The sequence below is a fragment of the Mycoplasma sp. CSL10166 genome (assembly GCF_017116885.1).
In the GTDB taxonomy this organism is placed as follows: Bacteria; Bacillota_I; Bacilli_A; order Mycoplasmatales; family Metamycoplasmataceae; genus Mycoplasmopsis.
Genome location: NZ_JAFIRF010000002.1, coordinates 73,603 through 97,829, shown reverse-complemented (window position 1 = coordinate 97,829; position 24,227 = coordinate 73,603). Strand labels below are relative to the sequence as shown.

Annotated in this window: 18 protein-coding genes; 13 read left to right on the top strand and 5 right to left on the bottom strand. The window is 24.5% G+C overall.

The window, feature by feature from the left end; translation table 4 throughout:
- Positions 1-25 precede the first annotated feature (25 nt).
- The 3 genes from JXZ93_RS02735 to JXZ93_RS02725 all read right to left on the bottom strand — a co-directional run bounded on the left by JXZ93_RS02735 (position 26) and on the right by JXZ93_RS02725 (position 4,322).
- Positions 26-2,902 (bottom strand): hypothetical protein, encoded by a 2,877-nt coding sequence (locus tag JXZ93_RS02735; RefSeq protein ID WP_205852662.1) that lies wholly within the window; start codon positions 2,900-2,902, stop codon positions 26-28.
- Between the two features lie 86 nt (positions 2,903-2,988).
- Entirely contained in the window at positions 2,989-3,651 is a 663-nt protein-coding gene (locus tag JXZ93_RS02730; RefSeq protein ID WP_205852661.1) for a deoxynucleoside kinase, read from the bottom strand.
- The gene (locus JXZ93_RS02725) at positions 3,651-4,322 is read right to left on the bottom strand and encodes a deoxynucleoside kinase (protein WP_205852033.1); all 672 of its coding nucleotides are present in this window, start codon (positions 4,320-4,322) and stop codon (positions 3,651-3,653) included. Before JXZ93_RS02725 ends, JXZ93_RS02730 begins: the two co-directional genes overlap by 1 nt.
- Before the next feature lie 141 nt (positions 4,323-4,463).
- Between JXZ93_RS02725 and JXZ93_RS02720 the strand changes: the two genes are divergently transcribed.
- The 13 genes from JXZ93_RS02720 (at position 4,464) to JXZ93_RS02660 (ending at position 20,421) form a co-directional block, all read left to right on the top strand.
- A complete protein-coding gene (locus tag JXZ93_RS02720; protein ID WP_205852034.1) occupies positions 4,464-5,048 on the top strand; it encodes a thymidine kinase in 585 nt (194 codons plus the stop codon).
- A gap of 175 nt (positions 5,049-5,223) precedes the next feature.
- Positions 5,224-6,708, top strand: a complete 1,485-nt coding sequence (locus JXZ93_RS02715) for an MAG3090 family protein (protein WP_205852660.1) — start codon at positions 5,224-5,226, stop codon at positions 6,706-6,708.
- A gap of 142 nt (positions 6,709-6,850) precedes the next feature.
- Entirely contained in the window at positions 6,851-8,209 is a 1,359-nt protein-coding gene (locus JXZ93_RS02710) for a glycine--tRNA ligase (RefSeq protein WP_241007143.1), read from the top strand.
- 23 nt (positions 8,210-8,232) lie between these two features.
- Positions 8,233-10,236: a DNA primase gene (gene dnaG / locus JXZ93_RS02705; RefSeq protein WP_205852659.1), complete on the top strand. Its 2,004-nt coding sequence runs from the start codon at positions 8,233-8,235 to the stop codon at positions 10,234-10,236.
- A gap of 1 nt (position 10,237) precedes the next feature.
- Positions 10,238-11,734, top strand: coding sequence for an RNA polymerase sigma factor (locus JXZ93_RS02700; protein WP_205852039.1), 1,497 nt, complete (start codon positions 10,238-10,240; stop codon positions 11,732-11,734).
- A gap of 1 nt (position 11,735) precedes the next feature.
- The gene (locus tag JXZ93_RS02695; RefSeq protein WP_205852040.1) at positions 11,736-12,524 is read left to right on the top strand and encodes a Nif3-like dinuclear metal center hexameric protein; all 789 of its coding nucleotides are present in this window, start codon (positions 11,736-11,738) and stop codon (positions 12,522-12,524) included.
- Entirely contained in the window at positions 12,525-13,316 is a 792-nt protein-coding gene (gene nadE, locus JXZ93_RS02690) for an NAD(+) synthase (protein WP_205852658.1), read from the top strand.
- Between the two features lie 13 nt (positions 13,317-13,329).
- Complete coding sequence (locus JXZ93_RS02685) at positions 13,330-14,052, top strand: YebC/PmpR family DNA-binding transcriptional regulator (RefSeq protein ID WP_205852042.1); 723 nt, start codon at positions 13,330-13,332, stop codon at positions 14,050-14,052.
- Between the two features lie 5 nt (positions 14,053-14,057).
- A complete protein-coding gene (locus JXZ93_RS02680; RefSeq protein ID WP_205852043.1) occupies positions 14,058-15,107 on the top strand; it encodes a ZIP family metal transporter in 1,050 nt (349 codons plus the stop codon).
- A 107-nt stretch (positions 15,108-15,214) separates the two neighbouring features.
- On the top strand, positions 15,215-17,203 hold the full coding sequence (locus JXZ93_RS04265) for a DHH family phosphoesterase (protein WP_205852657.1): 1,989 nt from the start codon (positions 15,215-15,217) through the stop codon (positions 17,201-17,203).
- Between the two features lie 2 nt (positions 17,204-17,205).
- Positions 17,206-17,664, top strand: coding sequence for a 50S ribosomal protein L9 (gene rplI / locus JXZ93_RS02670; RefSeq protein WP_205852045.1), 459 nt, complete (start codon positions 17,206-17,208; stop codon positions 17,662-17,664).
- Positions 17,651-19,105, top strand: coding sequence for a DnaB-like helicase C-terminal domain-containing protein (locus JXZ93_RS04260; RefSeq protein ID WP_205852046.1), 1,455 nt, complete (start codon positions 17,651-17,653; stop codon positions 19,103-19,105). Before rplI ends, JXZ93_RS04260 begins: the two co-directional genes overlap by 14 nt.
- A 68-nt stretch (positions 19,106-19,173) precedes the next feature.
- Positions 19,174-20,421 (top strand): hemolysin family protein, encoded by a 1,248-nt coding sequence (locus JXZ93_RS02660; RefSeq protein WP_205852656.1) that lies wholly within the window; start codon positions 19,174-19,176, stop codon positions 20,419-20,421.
- A gap of 44 nt (positions 20,422-20,465) precedes the next feature.
- On the opposite strand, the gene JXZ93_RS02655 is transcribed toward JXZ93_RS02660, so the two are convergent.
- Positions 20,466-21,764 carry a glucose-6-phosphate isomerase gene (locus JXZ93_RS02655; protein ID WP_205852048.1) on the bottom strand — a complete coding sequence of 433 codons (1,299 nt, stop codon included), beginning with the start codon at positions 21,762-21,764 and terminating at the stop codon, positions 20,466-20,468.
- Between the two features lie 67 nt (positions 21,765-21,831).
- Positions 21,832-24,189 (bottom strand): UU173 family protein, encoded by a 2,358-nt coding sequence (locus JXZ93_RS04255; RefSeq protein ID WP_205852655.1) that lies wholly within the window; start codon positions 24,187-24,189, stop codon positions 21,832-21,834.
- Between the last annotated feature and the right edge of the window lie 38 nt (positions 24,190-24,227).

Sequence of the window (24,227 nt, the reverse complement as noted above, 5' to 3'; positions counted from 1 at the left end):
TAAAGTTTGTTCTTTACTTTTTTTATTAAACTGACATTTTGTTAATTATAGATATTATTAATTTCTCATAAGAATCTATAACATTTTCAATATCTTCTAAGTTATTTTTTATTAAAACTCTACTTTCTTTAGCGTCAGCAATTTCAAATGACATAGATATTCCGTAACCTGGATAATTAATTGTTGTGTCTAATCATTTTAATTCTTTTATGTTTTTAATCATATCTGTAAGTATTTTTAAAGAGTTTTGGAGCCCAATTTTAGATTGATTAATTATTTCGTTTAATTTTTCAATCCTATCTTTTTGTTCGGTTATAACTATTTCATTTTGCTTTATTTTTTGATTTAATTCTTCTATTTCTCTTTTTAAATTTTTCAACTCTTCTTTTTTAGAATTTAATTCTTCACTAATTTTTCTTTTTTGTTCTTCTAAATTTTGTATATTTAGATTATTTCTTAAATTATCTTCTGTTAATTGTTTTATTATATTCTCTTTACTTTCTAAATCGGAATTATAATTCTTAATTAAAATTTTATATCTTTCAATTTCTTTATCTTTTTGAGCAATAATTTCTACTAATTCATCATATTTTTTATTTTTTTCTTGTAATTCTAATTCTTTTTCGTTAATTAATTTCAATAAATTACTTATATCTTCTTTTGATTTTTCTAACTCTAATTTTAATTTATTATTCTCATTAATTACTAATGACAATTCATTATTTAAATTATTATTATCATCTATTAAAGAAACAATTTTTTCTTGTTTTTCTTGATTATTTTTAGTTAAATTTTTGATTTTAATATTTAATTCATTAATATTAGAGTTCAATTGTGCTATTTTTTCTTGTTTATTATTATTTTCTTCTTTTGTTTGCTCTAGTTCTAAATTCATTTCTTGAATTCTTTGGTTTAAAGAGTTAATTTCATTATTATTATCACTAATTATGTTTTTAAGATTTAATATTTCGCTTTTATTGTTTGCTATTTTTATATTAAAATCTTCTATTTTTATTTCTTTTGATTTAATAATTTCATTTTTAGAATTTAATTCACTATTTAAATTATTTATTACTCTTTTTTGATCTTTAAGTTTATTTTCAGTATTCTGACTTGACTTTTTTAATTCTTCAATTAATTTATTATATTCGTGATTTTGATTTTCAATTATTAAAATTTGATCATTTAATTTCTTTATTATTTTACTTTTATCTTTGCTGTCGGACGATAATAGTTTTATTGTTTCTAGAATTCTATTATATAAAACTATATTTTCTTTGTGTGCGTTCATTAGTAAGTTTGTATTTAATTCTAATTTACTTATTTTATTAGAAATTGTCTTTATAAATTTAATATTTTTATTAATCTCTAAAACAAGTTGTTCTATTTTATGTTCAATATTATTTATATTTTTATTTATTTTATTAATTTCCAATAAATTCTCTTCGTTTTGACTTTTTAAAAGTTTATTATTTTCTGCGAGAATAATGTTTTTGTTATTTCTATTCAAAATAATTTCTTTTGCATTTCTAGAAATAATTAACTCATTTTCTTCTATTTTAGAATTTAATAATTTTGCTTTATTTTTCTTTTCAATTAATTCTAAATTTAAATCAATAATTTGATTTTCTGAAACAATATTATTATTTATTATTTCGTTTACATTATCTTTTGCTAAATTATAGTTTTTATCAATTGTGTTTGTGATATCTAAAATAATTTGAATTACATCAATTAAGTTATTAACTATTTCATTATTTATAAAGATATATTTTTCTAAATTATTTTTATCTTTTCTATTATAAAAATCATTGGTAATTCTCTTTTTATCTTTGATTTTTTTAAGATTTTCTTGATATGTATGGATATTTGCTTCATTTACTATCTTTGGAATTATATATTCAAACAAATTAAGATTAAGTTCTAAATTTTGATTAAAAATTTTTATTGATGTATCGTTATATATATTCAGAATTGCTAGGTCGATTTCATTCATGTCTTTTATCTTTATTTTGATAGTATTAATTTCTTTTTCTAAACTAGAATAAAAACGTTTTACCATTTCTGTTTCTTGATTTAAAATGTTTATTAAAGATTCATTTGCTTTTGTTTTATCTTCGATTAAATATTTCTTATAACGTAAAATATCTAAATTTATATTATGTATTTTTTTATCTAACTCAAACTTGGACTCAATAGTATTTTTAAGAATAAACGAATTATAGTAATAATCATCTATATGCAATTTATAGTTATTTATTTCATTGTCAAAATAGTTATTTTCTATTTTATCTAAAAAAGAATTATTAAGTTCTTGGATTTGTCTATAAGTTTCTATGTATAGTTCTTTATTTGTAATTTCTATATCATTTAATTGGTTTATACTATGCATTAAGTCTAAATTAAAAATTTTGAGTAGTCCTTTTAATTCTTGATTAACTTCGTTAATTATGTTTTTATTTTCAATTTCATTTATATCTATGTAATTTATACTTATTTTATAAATATCATTGTTTAAATAAATTTTATTTTTTATTAGATTTTCTATATTTTTAAATGAATTTAATAATTTATTATTACTCAATTCTACTTTTAAAGTATTTTTTATTTTTTGGTTATTTTCTATCTCTTTTTCTTTGTTTTTCTTTAATTCTTCGTAGTTTATATTGTTCTCATTTTTTAGTGACTCAATTTTTGAATTTATCTTTTTAAAATCTATTGTTTTGTTTTCTAATTTTTTTATTTCAATATTGAATTTATCTTTTTGCAGCGTTGTTTTAAAGTCGCTATTCGAATTAAATTTTATTTGTTTCTTATTAGTTCAACTAATAGGTATTGTTGCTGTTATTAAACTTCCAACTACAATGCTACTTAAAATTAAATATTTATGTCTTTTCTTCATTTTCCTCCTGAATAATAATTTATTTTTTTGAAAAAATGAACAAAAAAAGTAAAAACAGTATTGATGTTTTTACTTTTAACAAAATATTAATTTCTTCTTGATTTACTAAAATCAAAATTTTCGATTATATTAATAGATTTATCAAAAACTTCATCTTCGCTCAATTTATTAGTATCTATTATTACATATGGTATTTTATATTTTGTGGTTAAATTAATAAATTCCTTTTTATAAATAGAATGTAATTCAAAAAAATATTCAAAATTTTTATTAAAATTATCTATTTCAACTTTTCTTCCTCTTTTTAAAATTCTATTTTCAACATTTTTAAAATTAATATCAAGAAAAATTGCAAGATCAGGATTATTATCTAAATTTATTAAATGCTCAGACATTTCTAAAAAAGCTTTTAGGTATCTAGATTCTTTTTTTGAAAGTGTGACGATTGCAAAAATTATATGCTCAATATTAAACCTATCTAAAAATATATGTGTATCCTTATGTGAATTTTTGTTTAAAAATTTTTTATTAGCAATATTAAATGAATTTTCTAAGGATTCAGTGATATATGCTTGAAAAGATAAATCAATATTTGGCTTTTGTGAATAAATTCATTCTAAATATTTGTTAAAAATTTCATCATTTTCACTAAATTCTTCCAATAAAACAGAGTTTTTATATTTTTTATTTAAAAGTTTTGATAAAGTGCTTTTTCCGCTACCTATCATTCCGCTTACAGATATAACCATTATTTCTTTCTTTCTAAAATTAATTTATTTTTATGTTTTTCGATTATTTCAATTGTTTTGTTAAAAACCTCTTCTTCATTTAAGTTTTTAGTATCTATTATCACGTAATTCAAATTATATTTTTTAGCTTGTTTTTCGAAAGTTTTCCTGTAAAGTGCAAAAAGACTTTTGAAGTATTCTATATTTTCAGAATAGTGATTTATCTCTACTTCTCTACCTCTTTTAAATAGTCTTTTTTCAAATGTCGAATAATCTAAATCTAAATAAATTGCTAGATCAGGGGTCTCCCTATTTTTTATTAAGTTATTAAACATAGCATCATACCCCTTTAAATAGTTATCGCCTTTTTTAGAGAGTATAACTGATGCAAATATGTAATGCTCTATGCTAAATCTATCTAAAAATATATGGTTTTTATCCATTGAATAATTTAATTCATAAAATTTATCTATTATCTCATTTAATTTTGTTGTATGATTTTCAATTACGTACGCTTGAAACCCCATTGTCAAATTTTCTCTTTTTGAATATAATCACTCTAAAAATTGATTAAAAACCTCATCGTTCTCTTCAAATTCTTCAAGTAATAGAGAATTTTTGTAAAATTTTGTTAATTTTTTTGTCAAAGTACTTTTACCACTACTTATCATTCCGCTAATTCCAATAACCATCAATACCTCCGGATATTTTTATTGAAATATTAGTATAACAAAAAAATAATATGAATTTTTGAAAAAATTTTTTTATTTCTTTTTATTTATTTAAATAGTTTTAAAATAATAGAACATTATAATTATTATTTAGGAGTAAATATGTTTTTAAAAAAACCTGAGGGAACTTTGGAAATTATCACCGGCCCAATGTTTTCTGGAAAAAGTGCAGAATTATTAAAAAGATTAAAAATTTTAGAAATTGCAGGAATAAAAACTTTAGTTTTTAAACCTCGTTTTGATAATAGATTCAGCGAAACTATGGTTGTTAGTAGAACCGGAGCAAAAACGGATGCTATTGTAATTGAAAAAGCAAAGGAGATACTAGATAATTGAGACTCTAGCGTTAAGTCTGTTGCTATTGATGAAATAAATTTTGTTGATGATGGAATTTATGAAGTAATAGATTTTTTAGTTTTAAATGGAGTTAGGGTAATAATAAGCGGTTTAGATATGGATTTTATGCGAAGACCGTTTGGTGTTACTCCACATCTATTAGCTATTGCCGATTATGTGACTAAATTAAAAGCTGTTTGTTTAGTATGTAAGTCTGATGCGGCATTTTCTTTCCGTAAAGAAATTAATAGCGAATTAAATTTGTTAGGAGACTCCGAATACGAACCTAGATGTAGAAAATGCCATATTATTGGTGAGAAACAAAAAAATGATACTTATTTTAAAAAGTAAAAAGTGCTATTTATCGATAAATATATAGCGCTTATATTTATTTTTATTTTTTCACTTATTTTAAGTTACAAAAAATGTATAATAATTACAAGATTATTTATTAAGAATAATCTCTTAAAAAATATCCCAATCAAGATTAAAAATATAATTAAAATTTATTAAAAGAGGAAAAAATATGAAACGTTTATTATGTTTATATAAGCCAAGCAATGATAAAAATTATCCGTGAGCTTTAAAACACCCAAAAGTTAAATCTGCTTTAGCGTTATTTAAAACACGTAAAGATGCTATGAATTGATTCTTAGAATTAGGATACGATTGTGCTACTTATTTTCAAACTGAAAAAAAAGTTTTTGGTGGTCTTTTTATTTCTGAAAAAAACGAAGATGGAATTTTTGAATTTGAAGTTAATACCGAAAGATACGATGGTAACGTTGATGAATTTGATATTCTTAGAGAATTTAATGTTGATCAAAAAACTGGTTTAAGAAATTATGAAGAAGCTGGAAAATACTTAAGAGAAATTGTTGATTTTAAAGTTTTACGTGATCATGAAACTTATTTCCCTGCTGATGACGATTTTGTTATTGAAAGAAAGAAAAACCCTAAAGATGTTCAAATTGAAAAATTACAAAAACAAATCGAGGAATTACAACTTTTATTACAAAGCAAAAACGTAGATTCACATGAAGTTTCTGTATTACTTGCAAAATTAAACGATACAAATTCAGACAAAGCTGCTTTACAAAGAGAAATTGAAATATTAAAAGCAAGAGCTGAATCTTATGATAATGTTGAAGTTAAAAAAGAAGTAGAAGTTAGAGAAGTAATTAAAGAAGTACCAGTTGAAGTCGTAAAAGAAGTTGAAGTAATTAAAGAAGTACCAGTTGAAGTCGTAAAAGAAGTTGAAGTAATTAAAGAAGTACCAGTTGAAGTCGTAAAAGAAGTTGAAGTAATTAAAGAAGTACCAGTTGAAGTCGTAAAAGAAATTTATACAAATGATAATGATTTAATTAAATATCACTATATTAGAGACCTTTCAAAAGAAGAACAATTAGAGTCATTAGCTGTTTTTGCTAACAAATTAGAAAAAATTTCAGATAAAGTAGTTGAAGAGAAAATAACTTCAATTCAAGATAGACAAGATATTAAAAACGAACTATCTTATTCGTTATCAGTTGCTAAAGAGTTGAAAGAATATTATAATGAAGATGTTAAAAAGACAAAATTATTAAAATTAATTATAGAGTCTTTAACAAAATCAACTAGTAGATTATCGACAAAAATATTTGCAAGAGAAGATGTTGCGCATGCACCTGAAAATTTTGTATATGTACAATTAGAAAATGGCGAAAATATTAGATTATCACAAGAAATTTCTTTTGTTATCTACAATAGAAAATATGTGGCTTTTGTCGAAGAAAAAGATTACTCATATGCTTTTGTTGCTCAAAGAGTTTCTAATAAAGATCATTTATTAGTATTTACTGATTATTCAAATAGTGTAAAACAAGAAACTATTGTAAAAACAAAAGAAATTTATGTAAATGAGAGTGATTCATTCTTATTCTGATCGGTATTATTAATTTCATTAGCATTTGGAGTTTTAATAACATTAGTTTTCATGCTTTGATTAGGATATGTACCTACATTAGCATAATTAAATATAATATAAAAAATAATAGGGAGCCTTTACCCTGTTATTTTTTATATTTTTTGTTTAGCTATTATGGGTTTTTAAAAGTGGAGAATTATACCAAATTTCCCAAAAAGCATTTTAAAAATTTGGTATAATAAATATTATGGCTATAAAAAGAGAAAAAATGTTAGAAATAGTAAATCATCTCAAAAATTTTGGTTTTGTTTTCCAAGGTAGTGAAATATACGGAGGATTGTCAAATACATGGGATTATGGACCGTTAGGTTCTTTATTAAAAGATAATATTGCGCGTGCTTGAAAGTTAGAATTTATTACTAAAGAGTCTAATAATCATTTGATTGATTCTAAAATTTTAATGAATCCAAATGTTTGAGTTACCAGCGGTCATGTTGGTAATTTTAGTGACCCACTTATTGAAAATAAAGTCAATCAAAAAAGATATCGTGCAGATAAATTGATTCAAGAAATTGATGAAAATATAATACCAGAAAAAATGTCTAACGACGAAATGAGAGATTTTTTAGTAAAAAATTTACCTGAATATGAGGGTTCAAAAACAGATTGGTCAGAAATAAGAAAATTTAATTTGATGTTTCAAACTCATCAGGGTGTAGTTGAAGGCGAAAAATATGTTGTTTATTTAAGACCGGAGACAGCTCAAGGTATTTTTGTTAACTTTAAAAATGTTTTGAGAACTTCAAGATCTAAATTACCTTTTGGTATTGGACAGATTGGTAAGAGTTTTAGAAATGAAGTTACACCTGGTAATTTTATTTTTAGGACTAGAGAGTTCGAACAAATGGAACTTGAATTTTTTACACATCCTGACGAAGCTAATAAATGATTTGATTATTATATAAATAAAGCATGAAATTTTGTTAAAAAAATAGGAATTAAAGAAGAAAGTATTAGATTAAGAAAGCATGATGAATCAGAACTTTCACATTATTCAACAGCAACAAGTGATATTGAATTTAAATTTCCTTTTGGATGAGGCGAATTATTAGGGGTTGCAAATAGAACTGATTTTGATTTAAAGTCTCATTCTGAAGTGACTGGTGAATCGTTAGATTATTTAGATCCGCAAACAAATAAAAAAATAACACCATATGTAATTGAACCAAGTATAGGATTAGATCGCTTAATGTTGGCTGTAATTTCAGATGCTTATAGTATCGAAACATTAGAAAATGATGAAAGAGTTGTATTAAAATTTCCTATAGAAATTTCGCCATTTAAATTGGCTATTTTGCCTTTGATGAAAAAAATTTCTCAACCTGCTATTGAGCTTTATAACAAATTGCTAGAAAAAGGAATTAGCGTAAGCTACGATGATGCTGGTTCTATTGGTAAAAGATATAGACGTCAAGATGCAATAGGTACATATTGATGTGCGACTATAGATTATCAAACATTAGAAGATAACACAATCACATTAAGAAATAGAGATACAATGGAACAAATTAGAATTTCTATCGATGATATTACTAAATATTTATAAAACTTAAAAAGGAGTTTAATTAAATGGCGACAATTCCAAACGAAATTGTTAATGAAATAATTTCGAACTCAAATATTGTAAATGTTGTGTCTAATTTCCTTGCTCTTAAACGAAAAGGGAATAATTATTCCGCACTTTGTCCTTTTCATTCTGATAGTAACCCGAGTTTTAGTGTTTCGCCGCAAAAAAATATTTATAAATGTTTTTCTTGTGGAGAAAGCGGAAATTCACTAACTTTTGTTATGAAAAAAACGGGTAAAAATTTCGTAGAAGCATTGGAATTTTTAGCAGAAATGATCGGATATACTTACGATTTTTCTAGTTATAAATTTAATCCTTTATCCACCTTTTCAAATGAAGAATTAAATTTATTTGAACTTTTGGATGCCGCAAACACTTTTTTAAAGACACAATTATTAAAATTTGAAAGTGCTCAAAAATTTTTAAATGAGAGACAAGTAAATAATTTTGATTTATTAAATACTTTTGATTTAGGTTATTCAAGAGAATCTGATTTATCTGATTATCTAACCAATAAATTACATTATTCCGAAAAAGAAATGATAGATGCTGGTCTTCTAAATAGCGATTTGTATAATTTTTTTAAAAACAGGATAACATTTGCTATACGTGATAATAACGGTAAAGTAGTTGGTTTTAGTGGTAGGACTTTAGATCCTAAAATCAAAAGTAAATACATCAATTCACCTGAAACTAAATTATTCAAAAAGTCTAAAATTTTATATAATTTTTATAATGCAAAAGAATTTATAAAAGCAAAAAAAGAAATTATTATTGTAGAAGGTTTTTTTGATGTAATTGCACTTTATAAATCTGGTGTTAAAAATGTTGTGGCATTAATGGGTACGTCACTTAGTGAAAATCATATATTTAATATTAAAAGTTATAAAATAAAGTTATTTTTGGACAATGATCAGGCAGGGATAAGTGCATCATTGAAATCAATACTATCATTGTATAAACACGGAGTCCATGATGTAGATGTTATTATAAATACTTATAATAAAGATCCGGATGAAATTTTTAAACAATATGGTAAAAATAAAATTTTAGAACTTTTAGAAAATACTAAAAATTCTTTAGATTTTATTTATGAGCATTTTATAAATAAAAATAGACTAATGGATAATAGAGATTTCAGTAGTTTACAAAATTTTGAAAATGATATTATAGAGTTTTTACAGTATTTACCAGAAAAATTTTCTGACTATATAATTAATAATTTTTATAAATCATATGATTATAAAATTGAAGTTAAGAAAAATGATCTTGAATACGAACTAAAAGATGATACTTATCTTGAAAATACAATTCCTTTAGACGAAAATTACTTGATACCTAATTATGTGCCTGCTGAATTTAACGAACAAAATCTAAGATCTTCAAATAATAATTTTATTAATAATAAATATATCGATAATAATTCAATAAATCTTTTAAGCAAAACAATTAATAATAATATACAGATTAAATTTTTGATATATATGTTAGAAAATAAGTATATCAATGATAAAATCGACCAATCAGATAATAGATTTTTCTTTTTGAAACATGAATCATATAAATATATATATACTAAGATACAACAAATGCACAAACAAAGTGATAACTCAGAAAATTTTTTAGATAGTCTAGAAGATGATTTCGAAGTAAGTAGTAATATAAAGAATATTATTAGGATAAAAAAAGAAGAAGTTTTAAATGATTTAAAAAATATTTTTTCACAATTAATATACTTAAAAAATAAAAACTCTAATATAGATCAAACTTCTATAAATTCCTTTTTTGAAGAATATTCAAAAAGAATTAAAAATGAATTAAATTCAAATGACGAAGAATGAGAAATTAGTTTAGATCCATTAATAAGAGCATTTACTAATGAATTCATATCAAAAAATAAAAATAATATGGCTAATATTGATATGTCTCAAATTGATTTAATAAGAGCTTACAAATCAAGAAACGTAAAAACAACCATAAATAAGAAAAAGCCAAAAGGAGAATAAAATGAATAATTATGATTTAGTAATTGACATTTTAAAACAAGAGTTAAAGAGAAAAAAGAAAACTTTTTTTACTCAAGAAGAAGTTTTTGATATCTTAGATAAAAGAAAACTAAGTATATCACAAGATGACGAGTATGACGGTATTACCGAATTTTTTGAAGTTCTTATGGAGCATAAAATCATTAGTAATAAAGTTGATCAAGGTGATGATGAACTAATTGATAATACATGATCAAAAGAATTAGAAAATAATACTAAAAAATTATCAAAAAATAAAGATAAAAAAACTTTAGAATTTAATGAAGATTCCGAAGAAAATGAGCTTGATTTTGATTCAGAAAACGATGAACTAGATCCTGATTTGTTTGAAGATGATGAAGAAATAGATTCTTCAGATGATGAAAAGACAGAGTACGATTATTCTAATGATGACAATGATGAAATAGATTCTGAAGAAGACGAAGATTCCGAAGAAGAACAAGAAGATGATGATTTATACTCATCATCGGATGATGAAGATTTTGATTTAGATTTGAATTTTGATCCTAACCAATCTATATTATTAGAAACAGAAAATAAAAAAACAAGTAACTTAGCAAATAAATTAACAGAAACAAATGATATTGTTAAATGATATATGCGTTGAATCGGTAAATATGGTAATCTTTTAACCGATGAAGAGGAAGCTGAAATTTGTCGTCAAATAGAAAAAGGCGGATTTAGAGGAAAAAGAGCTAGAGATAAATTAGTATTACGTAATTTACGTCTAGTTATCAATAATGCTAAAAAATACAAAAATAGAGGGCTTTCTTTTATAGATTTAATTTCAGAAGGAAATCAAGGTATAATGAAAGCTGTTCAAAAATTTGATGTTTCAAAAGGTTTTAAATTTTCAACCTACGCAACATGATGAATTAGACAAGCGATTACGCGCGCGGTAGCTGATCAAGCTAGAACTATTAGAGTTCCTGTTCATATGGTTGAGACAATTAACAAAGTTTCTAAAATAGAACGCGAACTTCAACATAATTTAGGCTACGAACCATCGGATAAAGAAATAGCTGATGAAATTAATAAAATCGCTGGAAATAATGATTTTACAGCTGATAAAGTAGCGTACATTAAAAAAATTAATATTGATCCAATTTCTCTTGATAAGCAAGTTGGTAAAGAAAACGATTCTTCATTTAGTGATTTTATTAAAGACGAAAACACAATTGGACCAGTTGATTTTTCAGCTCATGAAGAGTTATCTGATTTAATTTTAAAAATGATAGATGAAACATTAGAAGAGGATGAAAAAGAATTAATTTGTAAACGTTATGGTGTTGGCTATGATAAAGATGGTAATCGTTATAGGGTACATTCTTTAGAAGAATTGGCAGTTTCTAGAAACAATGTTTCTAAAGAAAGAATTAGACAAATTGAAAATAAAATATTAAGAAAACTAAGAAATAATCCTAAATTTGGTAAAAATTTAAAAGATTATCACGCATAATATGAAATTAAAAGAATTAATCAATGAACTTGAAAAAATGTACCCTTTATCAAATAAAGAGATATGGGATCCTTCTGGATATTCAGTTAAAACCCAACAACATAAAAAAATAACAGGTATTTTATTTGCAATAGATTTAACAAATGATGTTCTAAAATTTGCAATCGAAAAAAAATGTAACTTAATTTTAACCCATCATCCTTTTTTATTTGAAAAAGATAAAAAAACAGAATTTTTAAAAGCGCCTTATAAAAAGGAAATTGTTTCTAAGTTAAAAGAACATCAAATAACTTCTTATTCTATGCATACCAATTATGATTGTTCGTTATTAGGAACTTCATATCAAATAGTGAAATATATTGGTTTAGAAGAATATTTTGATTATACTTCTCCAAAGTATAGTGCTATAATAAATAAAAAAACTTCATTAAAAGAAATTGTTTTTTTATTACAACAAAAATTAGGTTTACATTCTTTTAGAACAAATCTAGATAAAGAAGATTATGATAAAGCATTTAATAATATTGCTTTTTTGAGCGGTAGCGGTTATATAGGTCAAATAATAGAAATGAAAGATAAAATTGATTTATTTGTAACAAGCGATCTCAAATGAAGTGATTGAATAACATACAAAAATACTAATGTTAATATATTAGAAATACCTCATTTAGATGAAGAAGTTTTTGCTTATCATTTACACGAAATTGTAAGAACTAAATTTAACAAGATAAATAATTTGCATATATACAAAATGAAATTACCTTATAATAATGTTCTAGAGGAGAAATAAATGAGCAAAATAACATCATATAATAATAATGTTCCGATATATTCTGAAGAAAAAACTTTAGAATATATCGAAGTTTTAAAAAAGTTTTTAAAAAATAAATTAAAAAGAGCCAATGCAACTGGTTTCATAGTTGGTATTAGCGGTGGAATTGATTCTGCATTAACTTATTCTTTAGCTAAATTAGTTGCTCCAAATACTACAATTGGTGTTGTTATGCCCATATCATCAATGAGCGATTATGACTTAAAACATATTAGTGAATTGGAAAAAACATTTGGTCAAGAATTTATTAAAGTTGATTTAAGTAGTGTTTTTGAAGAGCAATTAAAACAATTGAATATTTCTAATAAATTAGCTATAGCAAACATTAAACCTAGGTTAAGAATGACAACTTTATACGCTTTAGCTCAAGAAAATAATTCGTTAGTTTTAGGTACTGATAATGCTGATGAAGTTTATATTGGTTACTTCACAAAATATGGAGATGGTGGAGCAGACTTATTACCCATTTCTAGGTTAACTAAGGGCGAAGTTAATTTTATGGCTAAAATTCTAGGAGTTCCAGAAAGTATTTTAAGAAAGAAACCATCTGCAGGGCTTTGAGAAGGACAAAACGATGAAGATGAGTTAGGTTTTAGTTATTTAGAGCTTGATTACTATATAAATCATTTAAATGATAAGGATAAAATTAATTCATATATTAAAGATGAATCAATAGAAAGAATAAAACATAAGCATAAAATTTCTAAACATAAAAGAGATGGCGCTTATAAGCCAAATAAAATAAAATAAAAGGAGAAATAATATGGCAGGACATTCACATTCAGCAAATATAGCACATAGAAAAGGTGCGCAAGATGCGGCTAGAGGAAAAATTTTTCAAAAATTATCTAAGGAGATCTATGTAGCAGCAATGCTAGGACCAGATCCGGATACTAATCCTACACTTAAATTAGCTATTTCAAAAGCTAAATCAAAAAATATGCCAAAAGACAATATTGAAAGAGCTATTGCTAAAGCTAAAGGTTCAAAAGATTCGGAATCATTCATTGAATTGTTATTTAATGCGACAATTAGTGGCGGAGCTACATTTATGGTTTTAGCTTTAACAGATAACGTTAATAGAGCGAAATCTAATGTGCAATCATATTTTAACAAACAAAATGCAACACTTGGAAAAACAGGTCAAGTCCCTTACGCTTTTGATAAAAAGGGAATAATTGAAATATCTAAAACATTAGTTTCGGAAGATGATTTAATGATGGTGGCACTAGAAGCTGGAGCTGAAAATATTGAAACAAATGATGATACTTTTGTTATCTTAACAGAGCCAGATGGTTTTACTGAAGTTAAATCTAAATTAGAAGAAGATTTAAAGATTAGTGAATTTATCCAATGTGAAGTTACATACATTCCAAATATGTATGTTGAATACGATGACGAAAAGAAAGAAAAATTATTTGAATTCATTGATAAATTAAAAGATGACGATGATGTTCAAGAAGTTTATCATAATATTCAGGAGTAAATTTAATGAATTGAATTTACGAAATTTATAAAGGAATTAATAGCGGGATTCAAAATGATAGCGCTTCCAAAATAATATTAGTTTTAATTTTTTTACTAATATTACTTTCTATACCGACAATTTTATCGATAACTTTACCTTTTGCAAAGAAACTTTTAAATAGCAATATAAAAGTTTATTTATATGCTTTTTCAACAGGTTTTTTTATTATACTTGCGACTTTTGGTTTTTTACGAGAATCAATAGAGCAGTCTTCTTTATATGCTTTTAATAATAATTTTTCAACGAATAAAACGTATTTATATAATATATTTTTAGTTGGTGGTGGTTCGCTTTTGGGCCTTATAATTGCAATAGTAATTAAATTTGTTATCTCATACAAACTTAACCAAAAATTGATGAAATCCAAAAAATTAAGTGTTTTTATTCACGAACATAATCATTCCGACGGAGAGATACATCATCATTCCCACGAAGAATTTATGTCAAACAAAGACGATAGAATAAATTTGGTTGAAGATACAATTTTTGTTGAAAAAGTAGAAAAAAAGTTAAAAATAATTGCTTTACTACTCCTATTAACACATAGAATACCTGAAGGTTTACTAATCGGGTATAGCTTGTCTCAAAATATACTTTCGGGATATTATGCAGAAATGCAATTGTCGGATGGTGGAGTTACAACTTTAACTGCTGCGTATCTTTTTTCTTTAATATTACATTTAATACCCGAAGAGTTAATTTTTTATGTTAGATTACGTGAATCAGGGTTTTCTCCTCTTAAATCACTAATGATTTCGTTTTTAGGATTATCACTTTTCTTACCTTTTATGATCATTGGTGTTTTTGTTAATATAGGCAATGAAAAATACATAAATTCTTTAATTTATTCAACAATTGGTACTATATTTATTTTCACTTCTTTAGTTGAGTTTTTACCTGAATTCTATCATTGAATTCTTAATAAAAGAAAATATTTTTTTGTTATATTAATGATGTTTATTGGAATATTATTTGCAATTTTTGTTTTATCATTCCATTCACACAGTCATTAATTAAATAGGGCGACAAATAACGATTCGCCCTTTTTGTTATTTAAGTATAAATAAGAATGTAAATAATGTATAATTTAATTAAAGATTATTGTTTTTGAAAGGAATTGATGAATACTAAAAAAAAATACTTTGCATTTGCGTTTTTATCTATTCTTTTAGTTTTAATATTGATAATTTCCATCTCTATAATCTATGTTAAAAATGTAAATATACATACACATTGATTAATAATTGAATTGTCGGTTGTTGTTTGATTGATTTTAACATCATATTCTATAAATCAAACTATTTTGTATTTTGCTAAAAGTAGAGAAATAATTAAAAAATCATTTAATGGATTTGTAGAAGATATAATGGATTCTAATTCTATTGGTTTAATTATTTATGATGTTGATAAAAAAATTTTATATACGACAAAATACATAAGAACTAAATTTAAAAAAGATTTTATTGGCAGAAATATTTTTGATTTTTTTAAAGAAATAAACCCAAAATATAAGGATTTAAATTTTGATGCTAATAATTTTAATATTAGTAATGAGAACAATGATTATGAAGTTCAATTTTGACCTTTAAATAATGTTGTTGTGATAAGAGATATAACTGCAGAATCAATTTATAAGAATGAAATTTGAGAGCAAAAGCCCGTTATTGCAGAATTGGAAATTGATAATTATAGTTTATATCAATCAATTCTTTCTGAAGAACAATTATTTAAAATTAATTCTATAGTAATTAATATAATAAACGAATGTGTTAAAAAATATAATATTATTTATAGACAATATACTAATGGTAAATTTCTTATTTTTACAAATGAATTAACTCTAAAGGAATTGATTGAAAATAATTTTGATCCGTTTATGAATATACAAGAAGATATTTCGAGAGAAGAAATTAATATTAATAAGCTATCATTAAGTATTGGTGTTGCTCATGGTTGAAATTCTTTAAATGAAAAATTAGAACAAGCGAAAAAAGCTTTAGTTCAAGCTCAATCTCGTGGAGGGGATCAAGTTGCAATATTTTCAAATTTTATGCCACATAAATATTATGGTTCTAATAATGAAATACTTCCGGATAATAATAGAACAAAAATTAGAGAAGTTTCTAGTTATTTTTCAAAAAAACTAGAAGATACAAAAATAAAGAATGTTATCATTTATGGTCATAGGTTAGCAGATTTAGATGCTCTTGGCTCTGCTTATGCAATACATTTGATTGCTAAAAAATTTGGTAAAAAATCATATATATGTAGTGAAACGTACGACAGTACCGTAGAAAATTGGCTAGAATCAAACCCTTGATTTAATAAAAATCAAATATTAATAAATAGAAAACAAGCTTTAGAATATAGTTCTGTTGATGCATTAATTGTTTTAGTTGATAATTCTGACCCATTAAGAACAGACAATCCTAATTTACTTGTAAATACTAAACGTGAAAATATTTTTATTTTTGATCATCATAGAGTTGCAAAACAAGTTGATTATGCCTTAAAAACTAACATTTTTATTGATACAAGTTCTTCGAGTGCTTCTGAAATAGTAACCGAAATATTAATGTTTTTATCATATAAAAATATTTTAGACACAAATGGGGCTCAAATGTTATTAAATGGTATATATTTAGATACAAATAATTTCTCAAAATCAGCTACTCCAAGAGCATTTGAGGCCGCGGCTTGGTTAGGTTTAAAAGGAGCTAATCCAGTTATTAGTAGAGATTTATTAAAAATAGATGAAAAAACTGAAAAAGTAATTGAATCAATGCTATCAAATATAACTGAAATAAAAGAAGGTTTTTACTTAGCTTATTCTGATATTGAAGTAACTAATGATGTTATTTCTATAGCAGCAAACGAAGTTTTAAAAATTAAAGGTCGTGTCGCTTCTTTTGTTGTAGCAAAATTAAAAGGCACTAAAAAATACAAACTTAGTGCACGTGGGATAAATACAAATGTTCAAATAATTTGTGAAGCTGTTGGTGGTGGCGGTCATTTTAGTGTAGCAGCCGCAGAAAGTGATGAGCAATTAGAAGTATTTATTGATAATATTAAACAAGCAATTTCCCAAAATGGAAATAAGGAAGGATAAAAATGAAAATAATTTTAATTAAAGATTCAAAAGACGGAAAAGCTAACACAATTATTGATGTATCTCCAGGTTATGGTACTAATTATTTAGTTAGAAATAAAATTGGTGTTCCGTATAACGAGAAAAATTATGCTGAATTACAAAGAAAATTAAATAAATTAGTATCAGATGAACACCAAACAAGACAAGAAGCTCATGAGTTAAAAAATAAACTAGAAGATTTAGTTTTAAAATTTGAATTAAGCGCAAATATTGACGGAAATAAGAACTTAAATGTTCATGGTTCTATTTCTACTAAAGATGTCGAAAAAGAAATTTCAAAACTCGGTTTTAATGTTCCTAAACATGCTTTTCAAAAAATTCATTTAATTTCTGAAGGAAAACATGATGTCGAAGCTATCTTATATAAAGATATAGTTGCCAAAATTAGAATTGAAATAAAAATAAATGTACACAAATAATAAATTTAACAAAACTTTAAAATATTCTAATTTCGAAAAATTATCTTCAAAGTTTTTAACAAATACGCTTTTTCATGATTATAATATTGAGAGAAGTGTGTTGGCAGTCATGATATCAGTTGAAGATAAACAAACAATGGGTGTAGAGTATTTAAATTCTGATGTTTTCTTTTATGCGGATAATAGACAAGTTTTTGAATTTATAAAATTGAAAAGAGATTCTAACGAGGGTTCTATAGTATCTTATTCTTTTACTGATTTAAGTAATTTCTTAGCATCTAATGATGAATTAGCAAAAAGATTTCCCTTAGTAGATCAAGGACTACTTAACGATTTATCAACATTAATAGTTAATGAAAATAATTTTTTAAATTATATTCAAAAATTAATCGATTTACACAAGTTAAGACTATTGGAAGTTTTTTATAGTGACACTATAAATTCTATGAAAAATAAAACTGATGTTAAGTTCCAAGATTGTGTAGAAGACTTCGAAAAATTTGTCATTAATAATAAGGTCGACACCGTAGATAATAGTAGTTTTATTTCTCTTTCAGAAGCTACGAAAAATTATGAAGAGCAAATGCAAAAAATTATGGAAAGTGATGGTTCCTATAATGATGATAGAATTTTTACAGGATATCATGGAATCGATAAATTTACAAATGGTTTTAAAGGTGGTCAATTAATTGTTTTAGCTGCTCGTCCTGGTGTTGGGAAGACTGCTTTAGCATTAAACATTGTAAGTAATATTTTAAAAAATCCAAAGCGTAATTGTGCTTTCATATCTCTAGAAATGCCAGTAAATGAATTGGTGATAAGATATTATTCAGCAAATTCTAGAACACCAATGCGCAAAATATCAGACCCAAAGCAATTATCACCTCAAGAAATTGATGTATTAAAAGAATCTTTCAACAATAATGCTTTAGATAGACTATATTTTGATGATTCGCCTTCTAGCAAAATATCAGATATTATTTGAAAAATTAAATATTTATCAAAAGAATTACCAACTAAATTAGATTTTGTTGTTGTTGATTACTTACAACTTTTAAGCGGCGGAAATTTGTCTAACGGAAATAGACAAAATGAAGTTTCTATAATATCAAGAACACTAAAAACGCTTGCTTTAGAACTAGAAATACCAATTTTAGCACTTTCACAACTTTCAAGAACTGTCGAACAACGTGAAGATAAAAGACCACAACTACACGATTTAAGAGAATCTGGTTCAATTGAACAAGATGCAGATATCGTTATATTTTTAAATAGATCGAATAAATTTTTACAAGAAAAAACAAATACTGAAGATAGAAATAACCCTATAAAAATAGATTTAACCATCGCTAAAAATAGAAATGGACAACCCGGTATTTCTAATGTATATTTTGAAGGAAATATTGTGTTATTTCAAGAAATTCAAGAAGATAATTATTAAAAGGAGAAGCGGAATAATGGATTCTTATTATTGATGATTTAAAAGTAATATTAAAGTAGGTATTGCTCATGGATAGTTATTATTATTATTACATTTTTATACCAATACTGCTAGCTTTATTTTTTTTAAGTGGCGTATATAGTGGTTGCGAAACTGCTTATTCAACTTTAACAAAAGCTAAAATATATGAAATGGTTGAAAATAAAGAAAAATTTTCTAAAATAATAGAAAAACATAGTAATAGATACAATAGAATTTTAACAACAATATTGATTGCGAACAATATAGTCAATGTCTTATCTGCGACTATGACTGCATTATTATTAGGTAAGGTGTTTGAAAACTATACAAATGCTTCGTTTTTAACAACTATAATTTCAACCGCGTTAGTAACCCCTCTTTTAGTTATTTTTGGAGAAATTACTCCTAAATTATTAGCGAAGACAAATCCTAAAAAGTTTTTAAAAATGTGAAGTTGATGAATTGATGTTAATTATTGATTTTTTTGAGTTTTAACATGACCAATTAGCAAATTGTCTAAAAAAGTTTATGTTACGCATTCAGAAGAAGATTTAAAGAATATAATTAATATAGCTCAAAATGAGGGTGTATTACAAACGGGAGAAAGTTTATTAGCTCAAAATGCACTTGATTTAGATTCTACAAAAGTATCTTCGCACTACATTAGAATGAAAGATGTAACATATTTAAATTATAAAACTAGTATAGCGGATGCTCTCAAGGTTTTTGCAGAAACAAATTATTCAAGAATACCTATTGAAAAAGATAAAAAAATGATAGGAATAGTACTATTAAAAGATATTTTTTTACTTAAAAAAGGTCAATTATTAAAATACGTTAAACAAGTTCCGCAAATTTCATCAAATTCGATATTATCAAGTGCTTTAGAAAAAATGAGAAGCGCGCAAGCACAGATGGCTTTTGTGGTTGAAAATAATAGTAGCACAGATGTTTTAGGAATTATAACCATCGAAGATATTGTTGAAGAAATTGTCGGAGAAATATATGACGAATATGATGATGATGAACAAATTTATGAAATTTCATTAGAAAAATCTAGAGTACAAAGTGATGTGATAATGTGAGATTTATTCAAACAACTTGAAATAGATTCTTCATTACTAGAAGATAGTGAACACGATTTAACTTTAAGAGATTTTATACTATTAAAAACTTCTAAAACGAGACTTTACAAAAATGCTAGATATGTTTTAAATGATAAAGTAGCATTTAAAATCATCGAAATTAGCAAAGAAAAGAAAAAAATATCGACTGTTGAAGTAACAAAATTATAAAAAATAGACATTTTAACATAAGTTAAAAGTCTATTTTTTTTTATTTATTTTTTACCTAGCATGCTAAACATATTCTTTTTATAAACTTCGACACCAGGTTGATTAAATGGATTTACCCCAAGCAAGTATGCGCTCATTGTTAATGATCTTTCAAAGAAGATGAAAAGAGCACCTAAAGTAGATTCGTCAAATTTATTAAATAACATATGAATAACTGGTATTTTACCAACTTCATAATGAGCTTGTGAAGTAGCTTCAAAAGCTGTATTGTTAATAGAATGCAAGTTGTTTTTATCTAAATATCCTAGCTTATCATAATCTACTTCGTCTGTAGTGAATTCTATATTATCTTGTGGATTTTTAAGTGTTAAAACTGTTTCAAATAATATTTTATTACCATCTTGAATCATTTGACCTAAAGAGTGTAGGTCTGTGGAGAAAATAGAACTTGTAGGTCATATTCCTTTTCCATCTTTACCTTCTGACTCTCCGTATAATTGTTTTCATCATTCCATAAAATATTGCATTTTTGGTTCGTATGAAACCATCATTTCAATAGTAAAGTTATTTTTTGTATGTAATAAAAATCTAGCGACGGCATATTGATAAGCTTCATTTTCACTAATTTTATGCGAACTTAACTCTTTGTTTGTTTCGTTTGCTCCATCTAATATTTTTTTAGCATCAATTCCAGCACATAAAAATGGGAATAAACCGACAGCAGTTAAAACTGAAAATCTACCACCGATATCATCGGGTACTATAAATTTTGTGTATCCTTTTTCACTTGCTAATTCGAATAAAACACCTTTTGATTTATCCGTTGTTGCAACAATTAAATCTTTAGAATTTTCTCCTTCTTTTTCTTCTAAAATTTTTCTAAATTCCCTAAAAGCTATTGAAGGTTCAAGTGTTGTTCCTGATTTGGAAATAACATTAATTGCAAATTTTTTATTTTTTACATAATTCAATTTTGCTACTAATGTTTCAGCTGAAATGTCATTTCCAGCAAATAATAATTCCATTTTTGGTTTTTTCATTGAGTAAGGACCATAAATAAAATCATAACCAGATTTTGCACCTAAATAAGAACCACCAATACCGATTACAACAACAACTTCAACTCCATTTTTGTGTCATTCGTTAGCTTTTTGTTCCATTTTTGAAAATTCTTCTTTATTATAATTTTCGGGTAGATCATATCATCCAAGTCAATCTTTTTCAGCAACGTTTTTATTTAAAACATCATTATGAATTTTAGTGACATTATCTTGTAGTGAATCAATCATTTTTTTATCTAAATGTTGAGATGTTTTTTCTAAATTGATTTTTAAATATTTCATTAATTCTCCTTTAATAATTTAAATTATTAAAATTATATTATAATTTCACAAAAAATAATATTGTTTTTTAATCGTTCTTGATATTGTAAGTTATCTTACCAGAAGAATATGTGTAATTTTTTTGTTCGTTTTCAACGTCTTCTAATTTATACTCATATTCTTCTATTTCTGGAAATTTTTTTCTAAATAAAAACATTATAAAATCATATACCATAATCATTGCTCGAACATCGTTTTCACAATATCTTTTCAATTCCGGAACTACATTTTGTTCCCATACATTATCACTTATTCCGTTAACATGTCTTAAAATAGCGACTTCCATTGCCATAGTTCCTTTTTGGATTACTAGTTCAGAATAAGGTGTTATTTTAGATCTAAGGTCAAAATTCATTTTATTAATATATTTTTCAATTCCTTTTATTGAATAAAAGTAATTTAAAAATTTTATATGTATTCTTGTTTTTTCTAAAATCTTATTATTTTTCTCAAGATTAACGTTTTTATCATCACTAATTTCAATGTCATTTCCGTTTTCTAAGAATGTAAAATAATCCTTAATTTCATAACTATTTAATTTTGAATGTCCAAAGCAATCTAGTAAGTCAATTGTATTGTTATTTATTTTATTTATCTTGTTATCAAATTCGCTTTTTTCTTTGTAGATTTTATTAAATTCATTGATAAAATCAACATCATTATCCTTGAAAGCTTTTTCAACAAGTTTTTTAATCTCTCTATTTCTAGTGTTTTCATAACTTTTATTATAAACTACGTAATAATCATAATCATCGCTATGTATTTGATCTATCATTTTTACTAAATCGATAAGTTTTAAATTTTTGGTATCGCAAACAATATTCTTTTTATCTATCTCATTACCGTTTTTTGTTATTATTATGGATACTTGATTAACAATTTGATTGTAAGGTCCTATGTTATTTAAAGGTGGATAAAGTTCTGCAAAACCTTCATAATCATATCAACAAATTTTGGCATCTTTTTTATGTAATTTTTTAATTTTATTTAATGCTGCTATTGTAAAAAAGTTATCAGTTTCATTGAATTTTTTATTCTCATCTATTATGCTTTTGATATTATTTTTCGAAATATTTTTATAGTATTTGAAAGAAATTCTTTCAAATTTATCTTTTGTTAAGAATTTGAATATTGCATATTTTTCTTCTTTATCTATTCCTAACATATCATCAAAATAAATATTATTAATCTCATGGTTAAATGTATTTAAATTACCGTTAAGTCAATTTTCTACTAAGTTTTTCTTATCATTTTTATTATTAAATTGTAAAAAATGTACTATTGCATCTAGATTAATATTTTTAAAATCAAAATAGGATTTAGTAATTATTTTTTCATAAAAATCATAGTTAAAAATTGTGAACGCATAATCAGAATCATTATTTGATTTTTTTTCATTTTTAAACGGTATAACAATTTGTCCTTCTCTGTAACTAGTTATATCTTTCTTTGAATAATTAAAAAGAAGTAAATCATTAAAATTCAAAGAAATATTATTTTCTGGAAATATCATATTTTTAGATGCTTTTAAAAAACTATACACTGAATTATTTTTATCATATTTGTTATTTATGAACAGTAAGTTATCACCAGATTTTGTTATAGCCTCCGAAAATTCTTTCAACATATCTGTAAGGTTTTTTCCTGTTGGCTTAGATATTGATTTATTAGGTGACGCAGCAAAAGATTCGTAAAATTCAATTTTATTTTTTGTAATTTTTCCATTTAATTTTGTGTATGGGTTTATTAAAATGGTGGACATATCTCTTATGATAAGATTATTTTTGATAAATAAATTATTTGCAAAAAAGAACTTATAATATAGTTCATATTTAGCTTTAGTATAACTTAAAAGAACTAATTTATCGTTTTTCTTATCAAAAATTAAAAAAGGTAAATTGAATAAGAAATTATTTTCTCCTTCTATTAATGAATATCCAATAGTTCCGTTAATTATAACGTCAATTTCGGGATCTGCAATAGCATTTAATGTTTCATTTATTTTCACTTCAATACTATTTTTTGTACTTATGTACTTAGGTTTTTTTAAATTATATTTTTTTAAATAATAATTAATTGCATCGTTATTATATCTATCATAATTATCTTTAAATACTTTTATATAATCATTTTGATTTACAAAATTACCTTTTGACACAGCTCCAAAATCATGAAATACACTGTCTTCGTATTCAAACTTTGAGTAGTCAAATAAATTTTCGTTCTCATCAGTTTCTTCCCCAAATTCAATAAAATTATCTATTGAATTTGATTCGTCAAAAATATTATTTATATAATTGACCAAATCCTTTCTTTCTCAAATTAGGGCCGGATTTAACCCAAATGTTTTTTTAAAAATGTTTCAAGATATATTTATAATTTTCATTATTTATTCTCCTTATTAAAAACTAATATAAATTATTA